This is a genomic window from Deltaproteobacteria bacterium (assembly GCA_026388545.1).
In the GTDB taxonomy this organism is placed as follows: domain Bacteria; phylum Desulfobacterota; class Syntrophia; order Syntrophales; family UBA2185; genus JAPLJS01.
Map to the genome: position 1 here is coordinate 25,223 of JAPLJS010000047.1, position 15,736 is coordinate 40,958.

The 15,736-nt window shown below is 43.4% G+C and carries 19 protein-coding genes; 11 read left to right on the forward strand and 8 right to left on the reverse strand.

The window, feature by feature from the left end; genetic code table 11:
* Positions 1-52 precede the first annotated feature (52 nt).
* The 4 genes from NTW12_05415 to NTW12_05430 form a co-directional block, all read right to left on the reverse strand.
* Positions 53-1,210, reverse strand: coding sequence for a radical SAM protein (locus tag NTW12_05415; GenBank protein MCX5845784.1), 1,158 nt, complete (start codon positions 1,208-1,210; stop codon positions 53-55).
* Positions 1,211-1,389: 179 nt separating this feature from the next.
* Positions 1,390-2,364 carry a M23 family metallopeptidase gene (locus NTW12_05420; protein MCX5845785.1) on the reverse strand — a complete coding sequence of 325 codons (975 nt, stop codon included), beginning with the start codon at positions 2,362-2,364 and terminating at the stop codon, positions 1,390-1,392.
* A gap of 15 nt (positions 2,365-2,379) precedes the next feature.
* Positions 2,380-3,033 carry a protein-L-isoaspartate(D-aspartate) O-methyltransferase gene (locus NTW12_05425; protein MCX5845786.1) on the reverse strand — a complete coding sequence of 218 codons (654 nt, stop codon included), beginning with the start codon at positions 3,031-3,033 and terminating at the stop codon, positions 2,380-2,382.
* Positions 3,033-3,434 carry a hypothetical protein gene (locus tag NTW12_05430; protein MCX5845787.1) on the reverse strand — a complete coding sequence of 134 codons (402 nt, stop codon included), beginning with the start codon at positions 3,432-3,434 and terminating at the stop codon, positions 3,033-3,035. The genes NTW12_05425 and NTW12_05430 overlap by 1 nt, the downstream gene beginning before the upstream one ends.
* A gap of 157 nt (positions 3,435-3,591) precedes the next feature.
* On the opposite strand from NTW12_05430, the gene NTW12_05435 reads away from it, so the two are divergent.
* The gene (locus NTW12_05435) at positions 3,592-3,798 is read left to right on the forward strand and encodes a hypothetical protein (GenBank protein MCX5845788.1); all 207 of its coding nucleotides are present in this window, start codon (positions 3,592-3,594) and stop codon (positions 3,796-3,798) included.
* Positions 3,799-3,801: 3 nt separating this feature from the next.
* Positions 3,802-4,332 (forward strand): O-acetyl-ADP-ribose deacetylase, encoded by a 531-nt coding sequence (locus NTW12_05440; protein ID MCX5845789.1) that lies wholly within the window; start codon positions 3,802-3,804, stop codon positions 4,330-4,332.
* Positions 4,333-4,378: 46 nt separating this feature from the next.
* Here NTW12_05440 and NTW12_05445 read toward each other — a convergent pair whose 3' ends face one another.
* Positions 4,379-4,729, reverse strand: a complete 351-nt coding sequence (locus NTW12_05445) for a molybdenum cofactor biosynthesis protein MoaE (GenBank protein ID MCX5845790.1) — start codon at positions 4,727-4,729, stop codon at positions 4,379-4,381.
* A 239-nt stretch (positions 4,730-4,968) separates the two neighbouring features.
* On the opposite strand from NTW12_05445, the gene NTW12_05450 reads away from it, so the two are divergent.
* Positions 4,969-5,478: a DUF721 domain-containing protein gene (locus tag NTW12_05450; protein ID MCX5845791.1), complete on the forward strand. Its 510-nt coding sequence runs from the start codon at positions 4,969-4,971 to the stop codon at positions 5,476-5,478.
* On the opposite strand, the gene NTW12_05455 is transcribed toward NTW12_05450, so the two are convergent.
* The gene (locus NTW12_05455) at positions 5,438-6,226 is read right to left on the reverse strand and encodes a tRNA1(Val) (adenine(37)-N6)-methyltransferase (GenBank protein ID MCX5845792.1); all 789 of its coding nucleotides are present in this window, start codon (positions 6,224-6,226) and stop codon (positions 5,438-5,440) included. The two genes, NTW12_05450 and NTW12_05455, sit on opposite strands and share 41 nt — an antisense overlap.
* Complete coding sequence (locus tag NTW12_05460; protein MCX5845793.1) at positions 6,223-7,467, reverse strand: DUF1015 family protein; 1,245 nt, start codon at positions 7,465-7,467, stop codon at positions 6,223-6,225. Before NTW12_05460 ends, NTW12_05455 begins: the two co-directional genes overlap by 4 nt.
* Before the next feature lie 135 nt (positions 7,468-7,602).
* Between NTW12_05460 and NTW12_05465 the strand changes: the two genes are divergently transcribed.
* Entirely contained in the window at positions 7,603-8,085 is a 483-nt protein-coding gene (locus NTW12_05465) for an alpha/beta hydrolase (protein ID MCX5845794.1), read from the forward strand.
* Positions 8,086-8,189: 104 nt separating this feature from the next.
* Positions 8,190-8,600: a 4Fe-4S binding protein gene (locus tag NTW12_05470; GenBank protein MCX5845795.1), complete on the forward strand. Its 411-nt coding sequence runs from the start codon at positions 8,190-8,192 to the stop codon at positions 8,598-8,600.
* A 79-nt stretch (positions 8,601-8,679) separates the two neighbouring features.
* Here NTW12_05470 and NTW12_05475 read toward each other — a convergent pair whose 3' ends face one another.
* Positions 8,680-9,033 carry a hypothetical protein gene (locus NTW12_05475; protein MCX5845796.1) on the reverse strand — a complete coding sequence of 118 codons (354 nt, stop codon included), beginning with the start codon at positions 9,031-9,033 and terminating at the stop codon, positions 8,680-8,682.
* A gap of 139 nt (positions 9,034-9,172) precedes the next feature.
* On the opposite strand from NTW12_05475, the gene mtaB reads away from it, so the two are divergent.
* The 6 genes from mtaB (at position 9,173) to NTW12_05505 (ending at position 15,734) form a co-directional block, all read left to right on the forward strand.
* The gene (gene mtaB / locus NTW12_05480; protein ID MCX5845797.1) at positions 9,173-10,486 is read left to right on the forward strand and encodes a tRNA (N(6)-L-threonylcarbamoyladenosine(37)-C(2))-methylthiotransferase MtaB; all 1,314 of its coding nucleotides are present in this window, start codon (positions 9,173-9,175) and stop codon (positions 10,484-10,486) included.
* On the forward strand, positions 10,479-11,216 hold the full coding sequence (gene rnc, locus NTW12_05485; protein MCX5845798.1) for a ribonuclease III: 738 nt from the start codon (positions 10,479-10,481) through the stop codon (positions 11,214-11,216). The genes mtaB and rnc overlap by 8 nt, the downstream gene beginning before the upstream one ends.
* A gap of 12 nt (positions 11,217-11,228) precedes the next feature.
* On the forward strand, positions 11,229-12,296 hold the full coding sequence (locus NTW12_05490; GenBank protein MCX5845799.1) for a radical SAM protein: 1,068 nt from the start codon (positions 11,229-11,231) through the stop codon (positions 12,294-12,296).
* Positions 12,297-12,349: 53 nt separating this feature from the next.
* Positions 12,350-13,243, forward strand: a complete 894-nt coding sequence (gene era / locus NTW12_05495; GenBank protein MCX5845800.1) for a GTPase Era — start codon at positions 12,350-12,352, stop codon at positions 13,241-13,243.
* 13 nt (positions 13,244-13,256) lie between these two features.
* Entirely contained in the window at positions 13,257-13,970 is a 714-nt protein-coding gene (radC, locus tag NTW12_05500) for a DNA repair protein RadC (protein ID MCX5845801.1), read from the forward strand.
* A gap of 273 nt (positions 13,971-14,243) precedes the next feature.
* Positions 14,244-15,734: a type I restriction-modification system subunit M gene (locus NTW12_05505; protein ID MCX5845802.1), complete on the forward strand. Its 1,491-nt coding sequence runs from the start codon at positions 14,244-14,246 to the stop codon at positions 15,732-15,734.
* Positions 15,735-15,736: the final 2 nt, after the last annotated feature.

Genomic DNA, 15,736 nt, shown 5'->3' on the forward strand with positions numbered 1-15,736 from the left:
TATCACATTTTAAAATAATAGTCAATATACATCCATTATGGTCGGGAATGTGTTATTGTATGTATGTATTCATTATTTTTAATAAATCTTTATCCAGCTGACCCTGGTTCTGCGATCTGTATTGATCAATAATACTCGTTACCCTACTGTACATGCTCTTATCCGAAAGGTCGGCGAGCCTCGTATACATTCCAATTCTTCTCCCAATCCTGTATATGAGCCTTTCTTCTTCAGATAGAGAAAAATACCCGTCGATGATTCCCAAAAGTTTTTCTTTATCTTCCGGAAGCTTCCCGTTTAATTCTTCGATGAGGTTCAGAATATGATCACTCACTATGGTTGTTTCAATGCCATCAAGATTTTCAATAAATTTTCTTATTTCTTTCAGGACGTCTTCTTCACCGATTGGATTGAAATCACCCCTAAGCATCATTTCAAAAAGATCCGTTCCTTTTACAACATGAAGAGACCTTAATCTGACAAAGTCGGGATTTATCTGATTGATAGCTTTCGCCGTTTCCTCGGCATGTTCATTTGACCACCGGTCTCCACCAAGGCCCGGCATTACATATTCGCAGAGTGAAATTCCTGCTTCCATTATCCTACGGCCTCCTTCTATGTGCTCACTGGCCGTCACTCCTTTTCTTATTAATTTCAAGAGAGGATCATACCCGCTTTCCATACCTATGTGAATTCGTGAAAGGCCGGCTTCTTTCAGCATTTTAAATTCCTCGACAGATTTCCTGGTCGCTGTTTTTGACCGGCAGTATGAGGTAATTCTATTTACAGACGGAAATTTATCTCTAATAAACGATAGTACGTAAACAAGATCATCCGTCTTCATGATGATCGAATTTGCATCCTGAATAAAAACAGACTCACCACCATAATAAAGCCATGCAGCTATCGATCTGAAACTATCGTTATAAACATCTTCAGAACTGTATATGAGATTCACGATTTTTTTTCCGACATGCCCACCCTCTCCATGTTTCCAGGATAGTTCCCTTATGTAGTCCGCTATATCTCTCGCCTTCTGAATATCGTCTTTTATTTCTTCAACAGATCTCAGTTCAAATTTTGTATTGCGATACGTGTGGCAAAAAGCACACTTATTCCAAGGGCAATTCCTTGTTGCCCGTATGAGAAGGCTTTTCGCCTCACTGGGTGGTCTTATCGGACCCTGTTCAAATGAATAATTTTCTTGCATTTTTTAACTCCTTACACACAACGAAGCCCCATCCATTGTAGACACCGTTGCAGATACATGAATATCACCTTTCACCCCAGGGAAGTTCACTTTTTTCCAGGCATCCATCGAAATGTTAAACGGCTGATAGATTATAACAACAGAAAATTGGAAGGCGGTCATCTGATCAATCTTAAGAATCACGGAAGAAAAAAAAGGGGGTTTCGGGCCTTATTCTGATGACGGATTTCGAAGTTCAGGTAAGCTTCCCCTTTTTTCTCGGGTTTACCCGGAAAGGCTATACGACCTCCCTTTGTAACCTGATCATACACTTTTACCATTCTATTGCTTAAATTTGTATAAACTGTGGCGTAATTGTCTTCATGCTTAATTATAATTGTTTCTCCATAATCCTTCAAAGGATCAGAAAAAATCACTGTCCCGCTTGCCGCAGCGAGCACAGGTGTTCCTTCCCTTGCTGCTATTTTAATCCCGTTATAATACATACCCATCGGTTGGATACCGAACTTTGATCGGACCTTCCCCTTAACGGGCCATATGAATCGTTCCTTGTCGAACTTTATCTTTTCAGACTCTCCCCCGTTATTCCTTTCTCTACTTTTCTGTTCAACCTTTTTTCCTGTCTCCTGCTTTGATGGTATGTGGCCCGTTAAAGCGGAAACACCTTCTTTACTTTTGGCTGTCATACCCTTTGATTCTTCTTTTGATGACACCGCCACTTTACCCTTGGAAACGTCCCACGGTGATACAACATCTCGTTTCAATGGTACTTTATCATTTGATAGCGCTTCTTTACCAGGCCTGGATGCTGATATTTTTTCTTCTTTTTGTGTGGTTTTTCCAGGAGACTCCATTTTGCTGACCGAGGACATAACATCATCGATAACCTGATCTGCCTCAGGAATAAATAGAACACTGTCGAACCCTAACAGCTTCTGATCTGTGATATTATTTATCTCAGCCAGTTCCTGGACATTGATATTATAAGCCTTGGCGATGCTCCAAAGGGTGTCTCCACTTTTCACTCTATGGTATACACCTTTCGTTTTTACGGTCTTGGTATAATGGCCTGTACATGCGTATAAGAGATTTACTAAAAGAAGCGGGATAATGAGTAGTCGCCAGGACATATTAATTAGATCGGGACAAAACACTTTCAAGATGTAATTTCAATACTCCCATCCGTATTCTCCGATAAGATCCACAAAACGGCATCCACCGAGGTCTTCTTTTTTTACATCATTCACATCCACGGATAACCGGGTCAATTTAATAAGCACCTGAGAATGGCGGCCGCCGAAAGGGATAACAAGTCTTCCTCCAACAGCAAGTTGTTCCACTAAGGTTTTTGGAATGTTCGGAGCACCGGCTGTTACCATTATGGCGTCAAAAGGGGCTTCATCTCTCCACCCTAATGTTCCATCTCCCACTCTGATTGCCACGTTATAATAATTGAGGGATTCAATAAGTTTCCTTGCCCCACCTGCAAGTGATGCGATACGATCGATGGAAAACACATGATCGGCAAGTTCCGCTAATATGGCGGTTTGATACCCGGATCCCGTTCCGACTTCAAGAACCTTTTCATTCCCCTCAAGCTCCATGGCTTCCGTCATGAGAGCCACGATATAAGGTTGAGATATAGTCTGCCCTCCGTCTATGGGGAGTGGATTATCATTGTACGCCTGGTCTCTCAAAGCTTCATTTACAAAGAAGTGTCGGGGAACCGTTTCCATAACCTTTAAAACTCGTGGATCCCTTATCCCCCTTGCTCTTATCTGGGATTCCACCATCTTCATTCTCTGTTTTATATATCGGTCCATTATCCGTCTCTAAAATATTTTTTCCTTGGAGGAATCCTGTATGATTCTTCGACCCAGTGATGACGCCGCATACCCATTGCTTCTCTGGTTACAATTAGATAGTAATACCTCAATTTGGCATACTCTCTTGCGTGATTAAATTTACCAATCTCGCCATTAATTTCTCTGATTATTTTCTGCCCCAAGAAAACAAGATCACCGTTGTCACATTCACCGTTGCATTTTTCGACAATAGCGTGGAAATCTTTTAACCGCTCTTCAATAACCCGCTCAATTTTACTTATTTTTTCAATGGCATCAGACAATTTTTCACCGGCGCGACCGAGAACTTCCGCCCTCTCCTTCATCATTTCTTCCCGCAGGATATTTTCGGGATCTTTTGCCTTGTCTATCTTTAACATAACAAACATTTTCTGATTGTTTAATCTTTATAGTATATCATTTAAATACGGAATTTTCAATATAAAAGGCCTTTTCATAAAGGAATCATAAAGTTTCACTTTACAGTTTTATAATATTACATTAAAAATCAACCGTTACTGTATCATCCTGCTCACTATGATTCACTGCAAAGTGATGCCGGCAAGCGGGGCAGTTTATATCGAAAAAGGTGAAAAAGGAGCTAAAGAAATCAATCGGGAAAAGGTTGTCTCGGTAATCGGAAGTTGCTGGTCAATGGACCGTAAGGAAAACTGTACCAGGATTGAAAAAACATACCATCTGCTCGTCTACGGGGATACAATCCCCGTGGCGGAAAGGAGTTGAATCATGGAAGTAAAAATTAACAATGCTACTCTTGCCCTCGCTGAAGGAGATATAACCAACGAGGAAACGGATGCAATCGTAAATGCCGCCAACACAAGACTCGCAGGGGGTGCAGGAGTGGATGGCGCCATACATCGGGCGGGCGGACCATCCATTATGGAAGAGTGTCGAAAAATCGGAGGATGCCCCACGGGGCAGGCGGTGATCACCGCCGGGGGGAATCTCAAGGCAACATATGTCATCCATACCGTTGGTCCCGTCTACCAGGATGGTACGAAAGGTGAGGCAGCATTTTTGAAAAGCGCCCATCTGGAGAGTCTCAAACTCGCATCTGCAAGGAAGCTGAAAAGCATAGCCTTTCCTGCCATCAGCACAGGCGTCTATGGCTATCCCGTAAACGAAGCGGCACACATCGCACTCAAGACGTCCATCGATTATCTCAAGGAACACAGTGATATTGAGCTGGTTCGTTTTGTCCTCTTCGGCCGCAAAACATATGATATCTTTGCCGAGGAACTGAAAAAACTTACGTAAACTCCGGTGAAATGGGATCAGGTTTTAATGGCCTGATCCCATGCTCTTACATTTCCACCTTCTTCGTTACTTGCTCCTTTATCATGTTAACGGCGTCCATGAGAACGGGAAATGCATTTTCCCGTAAATCACCGGCTACGACGACAAGCATGACATCATCCCCGACCTTAAGGTTTCCTTCCCGCACCTCGGCAAGAACCTCGATGATACCCAGACGTTTCTTCATTTCCGCAATAATCTCAGCCAATCGCGGTCGGTCAACGTTTACAATCAGCTCTGTTACCGGGTCCCCGCCTCTTGAGGTTGCCCTTACCACTCCGTTGTGACACAGGATCATTCCTGCATTATGATATGCTGGATGAGCCTTGATCTGTTTTATCATCTCCGATAAATCCATATTGTCTCTTTCCCTCCCATAAAATATTCAGAAATTACTAGCCATTTAGTGAGAGCTTTGAAAAAATCCCACTTTGTCATTTCGACTGAAAGGAGAAATCTTACAACCTATATATAGCAAACAAGACTCCTCGTCGCTTTGCTTCTCGGAATGAAACAAAACGTATATTTTCAAAAGTATTATCGTAAATAAAAAAATAGTGTCCTTGACCTGAACATGAAACTATGTAAGAAAAAACTATGCGTAAAAGAAGAAAGCAAGCAAATCTTCAAAAACTCGGCGACATACTGCAAGGCATCCTGAAAAAGCACAACATCTTTTTCAATTCCGAGGAACAGCGTTTGCTGGAAGTCTGGTATAAAGCTGTAGGTCCACAGATTTCAGCACAGACCCGCCCTGATAAGCTCAAAAGAAATACCCTGTTCGTTAAAGTTTCTTCTTCCGTATGGATGCAGCAGCTTCATATTCTTAAGCACGAAATTATTGAAAACTTCAACCAGATCCTGGGGAAGGAATTAATCAAGAACGTCCATTTTTCCATCGGTGAATTTTCTTCTTCCGCCTTGGCGAAGAATTCGGATCCACCGTCATTTTCTCCAGAGTCCTATTCCCTGAGGGATAAAGACAAAAAGATGGTCGAAAGGAGTGTCTCTTCTGTTGCAGACAAGGAGTTGAAGGAAATCCTGAAAAGAGTAATGACGAAAAATATTATTCGGAGGAGGCTTTCTGCAACCCGGAAAGCTCCCTGAAAATGCAGGTCATCTCTTCCGTATATTTGCCCCCCTCCGAATAAATAAATAGAGGGGGCAGAACCTCCAGCTCTTCACGCCCGCCTTTTATCCCTTCCACCAGGACAAATTCTCCCCGGGAAGCACCAAATGAATGTACTATTTGCATTCTTTTTGGTTCGATACCTGCCATACTCATCGATGACAAAAGCTCCACCATCCTTGTCGCAGGGTATATAATGTAGGCATGTCCCGATTTTTTTAAAACATATCCCGATGCTTTGAGAAAATCGTGCACCGTTCCTTCGATCTCGTGCCGTGCCACAGATTTCTCATTATTCGGATTAATTCTGCCTGATTTCAGTTTTCTATAAGGAGGATTAAAAATAACGACATCAAAGGACTGAGAATTGAAAAGTTGTTCAATCTTCCTGACGTCTCCCCAGCGTATCTCAACCGTATCACTGAGCGTATTTACTTCTACGCTTCGTTTCGCCATGTCAACCAGTTCTTCCTGAATATCAACACCGACGACTTTGCCGCATTCCCAACGCTTGGCCATTATGACGGCTATCACCCCACTCCCCGTTCCCAGGTCAACGATATAGTCTCCTTTTTTCAGGCGAACAAAATGGGTTAAAAGAAGAGCATCAATGGAAAACCGATATCCCCTCTTTTTCTGAAAAATCCTGAGACTCCCTCCCAGGATATCATCGACTGTCTCCCCTTCTTTTTGTAACGTTGAGACGTCAGGAGCGGTCTTTTTCATGATGTTAGGAGATGCACAAATATGCCGCTGCGGAGTTTTGGTTCAAACCAGGTAGATTTGGGGGGCATGATTTTGTCGGCATCCGACACAGCCATGAGTTGTTCCATACTTGTCGGATACAGGGAAAATGCAACAGCAAATTCTCCTGAATCAACCAGTCTTTCCAATTCTTTCATTCCTCTTACACCACCTACATATTCAATCCTTTTATCTGTTCTCGGATTTTGAATCCCCAGAACAGGCTTTAACAGATTATCCTGAAGGATAGAAACATCAAGACTCTTAAAGGGATCATCTTTGTCATAGCTGCCATCTTTCGCCCTTAGTTTGTACCACTTGTCTCGTAAATACATCCCGATTTCATGGCTTTGCCCGGGTGATTTCTTCACAAAATTTTCAGAAACAAAAAATTGTTCACCAACCTTGCGAAGGAATTCCGGCTCGTCCAAGCCGTTCAAATCACTCACAACCCGATGATAGCCCATGATCTTAAGATGATTATGGGGAAATAAAACAGCCATTACATAGTTATATGCTTCATCTCCACGGCTTCCGGGATTCTGTTCCTTTTTCAATTTTCTCACCGTTGCGGCAGCGGCGGCCCGATGGTGGCCATCTGCGATGTAAAGGGTATCAACCTTTGCAAATGAGCTTGTTACTTCTGCAATATCTTTTTCATCACTGATAACCCAGACTGTATGAGATATCCCATCGTCGGCGACAAAATTGTATTCAGGATCACTGCCGACTATTTTTTCAACCAGGCGATCAATAAAATCCTGAGCCCGGTATGCCATAAATATCGGCCCCGTATGGGCATTTACTGTGAGAACATGGCGGGTACGATCAAGTTCTTTATCCGCCTTTGTCAGCTCATGTTTCTTAATATGATTTGATTCATATTCGGCCAGGCTTACCACCGCGACGATACCGTACTGCTCATGAGAACCAATTTTTTGTCGATATATATAAAAGCACGGTGTTTTTTCCTGAAACAAAACCCCACCTCGATTGAGTTTTTCAAGATTTGATTTTGCAATCTCATACGCACGTTCGTCATGTTCATCCACATGAGGCGGCAAGTCAATCCCCGATTTCTCTACATGCAAAAAGCTCAAGGGATTGTCTTTGACAATCTCCCGCGCCTCGTCATTGTTCAACACATCATAAGGGTATGAGGCAACCGCCTTAATACATTGTTTCTGCGGCCTGAGTGCTTTAAAAGGGTGAATGGTGGACATAAAAAAATCTCCTCTTGTGAAATTTTTAACACACTGCCATACTGAAATCAATTTCAAAAGTACCTGTCGTAAAAAAATCTCAATCTATTTTCGATTTGTATGCAAAATACTAAAATAATTAAGAAAGGAGCTATTATGGGTTTGACAAGAGTTTTTATACACGGGCTCGAAAGTTCAAGTCAGGGGGCGAAAGGTGTATTTTTCAGATCAAAATACCCGGACATGATTATTGAAGATTTTATCGGCACCTTTCAAGAAAGAATGAACAAATTGAATAACCTCCTCATCAATAAAACAGACTTGGTCTTGGTCGGCTCCAGTTACGGGGGATTAATGGCCACCGTATATACATTCAATAATGAAGAGAAAATCAAGAAGCTCATTCTCCTGGCGCCTGCCCTTAATATCGAAGAATTCACAATGGTGTATTGTAAGAAGAAGCTCCATATTCCTGTGGTTATTTATCATGGGAAGAATGATGATGTAGTTCCTCCATTTTCCGTGAAGAACGTTTCCCAAACGATTTTTACAAACCTTTACCATACTATGGTTGATGACGATCATTCCCTCCACAGGACTTTCAGTCTCATGGACTGGGATACGCTGCTCGACGCATGAAAAAAATTGGTCTGATTCACACACGGCAACAGAACAACTAATTGCTTGACAAGGGTTCTGTGTTCTTTTAACATCTACGAAAAGTTAGGAGATTAAAGAGACGTATGTATTCAAAGAAAGTCGTTATTCGTTATACAGCAGACAATGTGGACCAGCCTATAATATGTCAGCTCGTAAAAAAACACGATCTCGACTTCAACATCCTCAAGGCTCAGATCCTACCCCGAAGAGAAGGGGTTATTGTCGTTGAATTGAGTGGTTTGAAAGAAAATTTTGATAAAGGCATCCGCTTTCTAAAAGAAAAGGGCCTTAAAGTCGAACCTGTTTCAAAAAACGTCAGCCAGAATATCGACAAATGCGTACATTGTGGCGCCTGTACGGCATTCTGTCCAACTGATGCCCTCTCTCTCGAAAGACAATCTATGAAAGTCCTGTTTGATCCGGAAAAATGCAACGGATGCGAACTGTGCGTTTTAGCCTGCCCCCCAAGAGCGATGGTGGTTAATATTTTCTGAGTGAGTCTCTCTCTTAAGTCTATAACCGTATGTCTTCTTTAATTTCCCATAGAGCAAATTCGATTCAACGGTGGACGTTTTATTTCTCCTTGGGGGTTTTTTTGTCCGGTTCCATATACTTATCTAAATCTTTAGTCACCAGTTTTTCGCCCTTTTTATATATCCCCTTTACACTATCATATACACCCCTGCCCTTTTCCACCACACTCCCCGTTTCCTCCTTGGCCTTTTGCATAGTCTCTCCAATATTTTTGGGCATTTTTTGAGGATCTTTAAAATAAACATATCCGGTGAAAACCAAGAGTCCAATAATAAATAACAATGCAAGCTTGATAAGTTTCTTGAAAAGAAAATATATTATTAAAATTGCAACAAAAGCGCAAACCCCAACGGTAAATTGATGGGTTGCTATGTAGTCTGCAATGTTTTCCATTGTTAAACCTCCGTAATCGATATATATAAAGTCTACCGCATATTTTGGCAAAAATCCAGCAATCCTTTAACTGGCCTTGACAAATACCGCTTAAGGCGCTTAAATTTAAAAAGGCACAGTATCGATAGAGGCAGTGAAATTGATTAAAGTTGCCATATCAACTCTCGGTTGCAAGGTTAATCAGTATGAATCGGCAGGTATTTTAGAGAAGCTCGACAAGAGTATCTTTTCACCAGTGCCATTTAATACAAAGGCCGATTGTTACATCATCAATACATGCACAGTTACAGGCCGGACGGATTACCAATCACGGCAGCTTATCAGAAGAGCAATCCGGACAAATCCTGATGCATCCATTATCGTTACGGGTTGTTATGCCCAGGTCGCACCTGAAGATATCGCTCGAATTCCCGGTGTGACACTCATCGCAGGAAACGTAGAAAAAGATCATATTCCCCGGATTATGGAGCATTTAGTGAAAGGAAATCCGCAAATACTCGTAAGCGATATCTGCACAGCCAGAGGTTTTTCAGGGCTTTGCCCATTAAAATTCCCTGGACACACAAGGGCATTCCTTAAAATCCAGGATGGGTGTAACAGTTTTTGTAGCTACTGTATCGTTCCTTACGCAAGAGGTTCAAGCAGGAGTCTTCCCGAACGTGAGGTTTTAAACAAAATCGAAGCGCTGGCCCGGTCCAACTATAGAGAAATAGTCCTTACAGGTATTCATCTTGGGGTCTATGGCCAGGACTTAGTTACCCCTTCAAATCTTTTCACCTTACTGGAATATGTTGAGAAGAACAAAATCGTGGAGAGATTGCGCATCAGTTCTTTAGAGATCACGGAAATATCGGATGATATGATTCAACTGATGAAAGAAGCCGTCATCATTTGCAGGCACCTTCACATTCCTTTACAGAGTGGGGACGACAGGATACTTTCCGCCATGAGAAGGAATTATGACTCAGCGTTCTTCAAAGATCGCATGGAAGAAATCCGTGAGGCAGTTACCGATATTGCCCTCGGCGTTGATGTCATGGTCGGATTCCCCGGTGAGGGCGAGGAAGAATTTAACAACACACTCCGGTTAATTGAGGAACTCCCCGTTGCTTACCTTCATGTATTCCCCTATTCAGAACGACCTGGCACTCTCGCCTCAAAGCTCCCCGGAAAAATTAATGATGCCGTTAAAAAGAGGCGTAGTGAACTACTGAGGAACCTCGGAAAAAAAAAGAGAAACGCCTTCGCTGAAAGGTTTATAGGGAAAAAGCTGACTGTTCTTTTTGAGGATAAAAAAGACAAAAATACAGGATATATGAAGGGATTTTCTGACAATTACGTACCCATCTTTGTACGAAATGGCAACTCTTCACTGGCAAATCGTATGGTAAACGTGATACCGGAATCTTCTCGAGACGGAAAACTGTATGGAAGGATTATCACCGATGACTGATGAAAGACTTACAAGCCTCAGGTATTTTCAGCAGACACTTGCCAGCAACTTCAACGATATCCATCTGCTCAATAACGCGTTGATACACCGGTCTTTTGTCAATGAAAATCCGACTCTTTCCTGTAAAGACAATGAAAGGCTTGAATTTCTGGGAGATGCCGTCATTGGGCTATCCATCAGTGATATATTGATAAAAAAATTTCCCGATTATGCAGAGGGTCAGCTCTCAAAACTGAGGGCCTATGTTGTGAACGAACACTCACTTGCCGACCTGGCCCGGAAACTTAATATCGGAGATTACCTCCTCCTCGGTAAGGGGGAAGAAAGCTCAGGGGGAAGAACGAAGACATCTATCCTCTCGAACGCCTTTGAAGCGGTTACAGCGGCCATATATCTCGATTGCGGATTTGGAAAGGCATACAAATTCCTGGAAAACATCTTTGAATCTTTGATAGAGGAAGGAACAAAGAGCCTTGTCTATAGAGATTATAAAACAGCTCTCCAGGAAATCTGCCAGAACCGGTTTAAAGAGACGCCTAAGTATACCATGATCAGAGAAATCGGTCCCGATCATGACAAAGTTTTCGAGATTGGTCTCGCTGTCGCGGGCATGATCACGACCACGGGCACAGGAAAAAGCAAAAAGGAAGCGGAACAACGGGCAGCACAGAAAGCCCTGGAAGAGCTCGCGAAACTTCAGAATACGCCCCCTTCCCCTGATGAAGAATAGCGATGGGCTGTAATGACACAGATGATTATCCCATTTTTTATTGTATATCAAGGCTGTCCGAACCGATGTATTTTCTGCAATGAACATAAGACCGCCGGGAATTATACCGGGAGGATTACAGAAAGCATCTTCCGGGAAACGGTATACAAATACCTGAGTCATACAAAACGGAAGAGGGATCGCGTCCAGATTGCTTTTTACGGCGGCAACTTCACCGGTATGGAGAGAGACTACCAGGCTGAACTCCTGGGGTATGCAAGTCCGTTCATCGAAAAAGGGCAGGTGCACGATGTAAGGGTATCCACAAGACCTGACAACATTGACAATGAACGCCTGGATCTGCTCGAACGCTTTGGTGTTACAACCGTCGAAATCGGCGCCCAGTCCATGGTAGATGAGGTACTGAACCTTTCCAACAGAGGTCACTCATCCTCTGAAGTAATGAGTGCCATGGAGATGCTCAAGGATCGCGGATTTAAAACGGGGATACACCTCATGGTGGGGCTTCCGGGGGATAGCCGTCCGGGATTTGAATATACAATTAGTGAGACAATTGCCCTGAAGCCCGACATGGTCAGAATTCACCCCACTGTTGTCTTTCAGGATACAGGTCTTGCGGAACTCTTTTTCAACGGAGCCTATACCCCTCTCTGCATGTCTGACGCCATCGAAATGTGCAAGCACGCTTTAACAAAGTTTGAAGAAGCCCGTATCCCTGTCATCCGTCTCGGTCTGCAGACAACCCGGGAAATGGAGAAGGCGGGCAGCATCATCGCAGGCCCATATCATCCGGCATTCCGCTCACTGGTCGAAGAATCCATGTTTTTCGATATGGCTTCATCATTGCTCATCACCAGACAGGTCAGCAACAAAGAAGTACTATTTTCAGTGTCTCCAAAAGATGTATCTTCGTTCCGCGGCCATGGAAATAAAAACATGCACACACTGAAAGAGCTGTACAACCTGACCACAATTGTTGTTTCCATTGACTCAAACCAGGAAAGAGGAACTCTTTCCATGACTGCGGATGGAAAGAAATCAAAAATAAACAGATTCAATCATCAAAAGGATTTATATTAGTACTCACAACCGTTCTGCACCATATACGTTAACTCTGCAGGGAGAAATCACAGATGTTCAAATCAGGATTCATCGGCATTATCGGCAGACCGAATGTGGGAAAGTCGACTCTTCTCAATGAAATCATCGGTGAAAAGATTGCCATTACCACCCATAAGCCCCAGACCACGCGAAACAGGATCATGGGCATCAAGAATATCGAAAGCGGGCAACTGATCTTCCTCGATACACCGGGCATTCATAAGGCGACAACACCGCTGAATCAATTCATGGTAGCCACGGCAACGGATACCTTCAGAAGTGCCGACATTCTTCTGCTGCTTGTGGAAGCCACTGAAGGTGTTCATCGCGACGACCAGTTGATTATTGATTCCCTTAAGAACGTCAGACTGCCCGTAATTCTGCTTATCAATAAAATCGACCTTGTGCGGAAGGATAATATTCTCCCCTTTATCGACCAGTTGCAGCGACTTTTTCCTTTTTCCGAGATTATCCCGATCTCCGCCCTGACCGGTGATGGCATCTCCATCCTTATAGAACAGATATGGAAGCTTCTGCCTGAAGGCCCCAGGTACTTTCCTGATGATGTGATGACCGACCGAACCGAACGTTTTATTGCTGCAGAGATCATCAGAGAAAAGATCATCCTTTTCACCCATCAGGAAATCCCCTATACAACAGCAGTTGTCGTGGATTCATTCAAAGAAGATGAAGAGAAAAACCTGATACGCATCCAGGCAACGATCAATGTGGCGAAAGACTCACAAAAAGGGATTCTTATCGGCAAAAAGGGCTCCATGCTCAAAGAGATCGGCACGCGTGCACGGCTGGACATGGAAAAATTCTTTGCCTCAAAGATTTACTTAGAATTGTTTGTCCGAGTGAGTAAAGACTGGACCCATGATGCACGGATGCTCAAGGAATTCGGATATACGGACAAAACATAAACTTGAAGGAAAAATGAAGAAATCAAATATCAATAGCAACGCAAAAGGTATCAAAGGCTGGCCTGAATCGGAACGACCCCGGGAATTGTTACTGGAGAAAGGACCGGAATCGGTCTCCGATGCTGGGTTGGTGGCAATTCTGCTCCGTAGCGGCATAAAGGGAAAGGATGCAGTCACGTTAAGCCGTGAATTGCTGCAACATTTCGGCGGCTTGAAGGGATTGCTCAGTGCTGACAGCGAAGAACTGAAAAAGATAAAAGGTTTAGGAACGGCCAAGGTGGCTCAGCTGCTTGCCGCAACTGAGATGGCCAAACGCCAGTTAAAAGAGCAGGTTCTAAGAAAAACGGCTATTCATGGTCCGGAAGATGTCGTCGAATATCTTTCTCTCTCCATGGCCGATTTAAAAGATGAGGTCTTTAAAGTCATCTACCTGAATACTGCCCATATTGTTATTACGATTGAAGACCTGTTCAGAGGAACTGTTGATCAGTCTGCCGTCTATCCCAGGAAAATTATCAAACGAGCCTTGGAATTGAATGCGTCAGGACTCATCTTCGTCCATAACCATCCCTCCGGTGATTTAAAGCCAAGCCAGCATGATCTATCATTGAACCGAAAACTGGTTAAAGCCTGTCTTACCGTAGATCTAACACCTCTCGATCATCTGATTATTGGGCCTACAGGTTATGTATCCCTGAAAGATGATGGTGTGTCATTTAATGAATAACCCTGTTAATTTAGTTTATCATCATATTAATTGATGTTAAACTATAATATTAATAATTATTGACATACTTTATTTTCTCAGGTACATTTCTCTGAGATTTTTGAAAATTTTCACGCCATGTCATTGCGAGGAACAAAGTGACGCGGCAATCTTATTGTTTATCAATAACTTATAAGATTTCTCCTTATAGTCGAAATGACAAAGTGGAAATATTTAAAGCTTTCTCATTATATACAAATGCAATCGTGAATTTTAAATTTTGAGGTCAATATTATGTCTAAAATAGACCTGGAGAAATTGAAATCCCATCTATGGGAGTCGGCCAATATCCTTCGGGGGAGCATTGATGCGGCAGACTACAAGAATTACATCTTCGGAATGCTCTTCCTGAAGCGTCTCTCCGACGTCTTTGAAGAGGAGGGTAAGAGGATTGAAAAGGAAACGGGAAACAAGCAACTGGCCTGGGAAGAGCGTGATGAACATGAATTTTTCGTTCCGGATATCGCACGGTGGGATCACATCAAGACCCATACTCAGGATTTAGGCACGGTCATCAATAAAGCCAATGATGCACTGGAAGAAGCGAATACGGCGACATTGGAGGGTGTGCTTGCAGTCACGGATTTCAACGACAAAGACCGGTTACCGGATGTTACCCTTTCGCAATTAATCACCCATTTTTCCAAAATCCGCCTGCGGAATGAAGATTTAAGCGAACCCGATATTCTGGGACGGGCCTATGAATACCTGATTGACCAGTTTGCCGATGACGCCGGGAAGAAGGGAGGCGAATTTTACACACCCAAAGAAGTCGTTACGCTTCTCGTGGAGACTCTCGATCCCCAGGAGAAGATGAGAATCTGTGATCCGACCTGCGGCTCCGGCGGGATGCTTATTCAATCATTCTATCACCTCCGGGACATTGGACAAAATCCAAGAAACATCACTCTGCGTGGACAGGAAAGAAATATCGGCACCTGGGCAATTTGCAAAATGAATATACTCCTTCATGGACTTTCCGATAGCCGCATAGAAAAAGGTGACACGCTCAGATCACCGAAACTTCTTGAAGCAGACGGAAAACTCATGACCTTCGACATCGTCATTGCCAATCCCCCCTTCTCTCTCAAGAACTGGGGTTATGAAGAGGCACAGCATGATCCCTATCGACGGTTTCGTTACGGCATCCCGCCGAAGGGCTATGGGGATTACGCCTTTGTCCAGCATATGATCGCTACACTGACTGTCAACGGACGTGCCGGTGTCGTCATGCCGCACGGGGTTCTCTTCCGGGCTGGCGCCGAGGGTAAAATCAGAAAAGGAATCCTGGAAGATGATTTGCTGGAGGCCGTTATCGGACTCCCTTCCAATCTATTCTTTGGCGCAAGCATTCCTGCCTGCCTCTTCATCATCAACCGGGACAAGCCAAAGGTGCGCAAGGGAAAGGTTTTCTTTCTTTACGGGGCAAACGATTACCTTGAAGGAAAGAATCAGAACAAGCTGCGGAAAGAAGACATTGAAAAAATCGCCAGCGCTTACCGGGAATACCGAACTGTCGAAAAATACTGCCGGCCTGTACCCCTTGATGAGATACGCGCCAATGACTATAACCTGAACATCACCCGCTACATTGACGTCACGGAAGAAGAAGCCCTCATTGACATTCAGCAAGTCATCGATGAGCTGTTCACACTGAAAAAGGAGCGTACAGTGATCGAAGAAAAGATGAATTCATTTCTCAAAGAATTAGGATACAAGGCATAAAT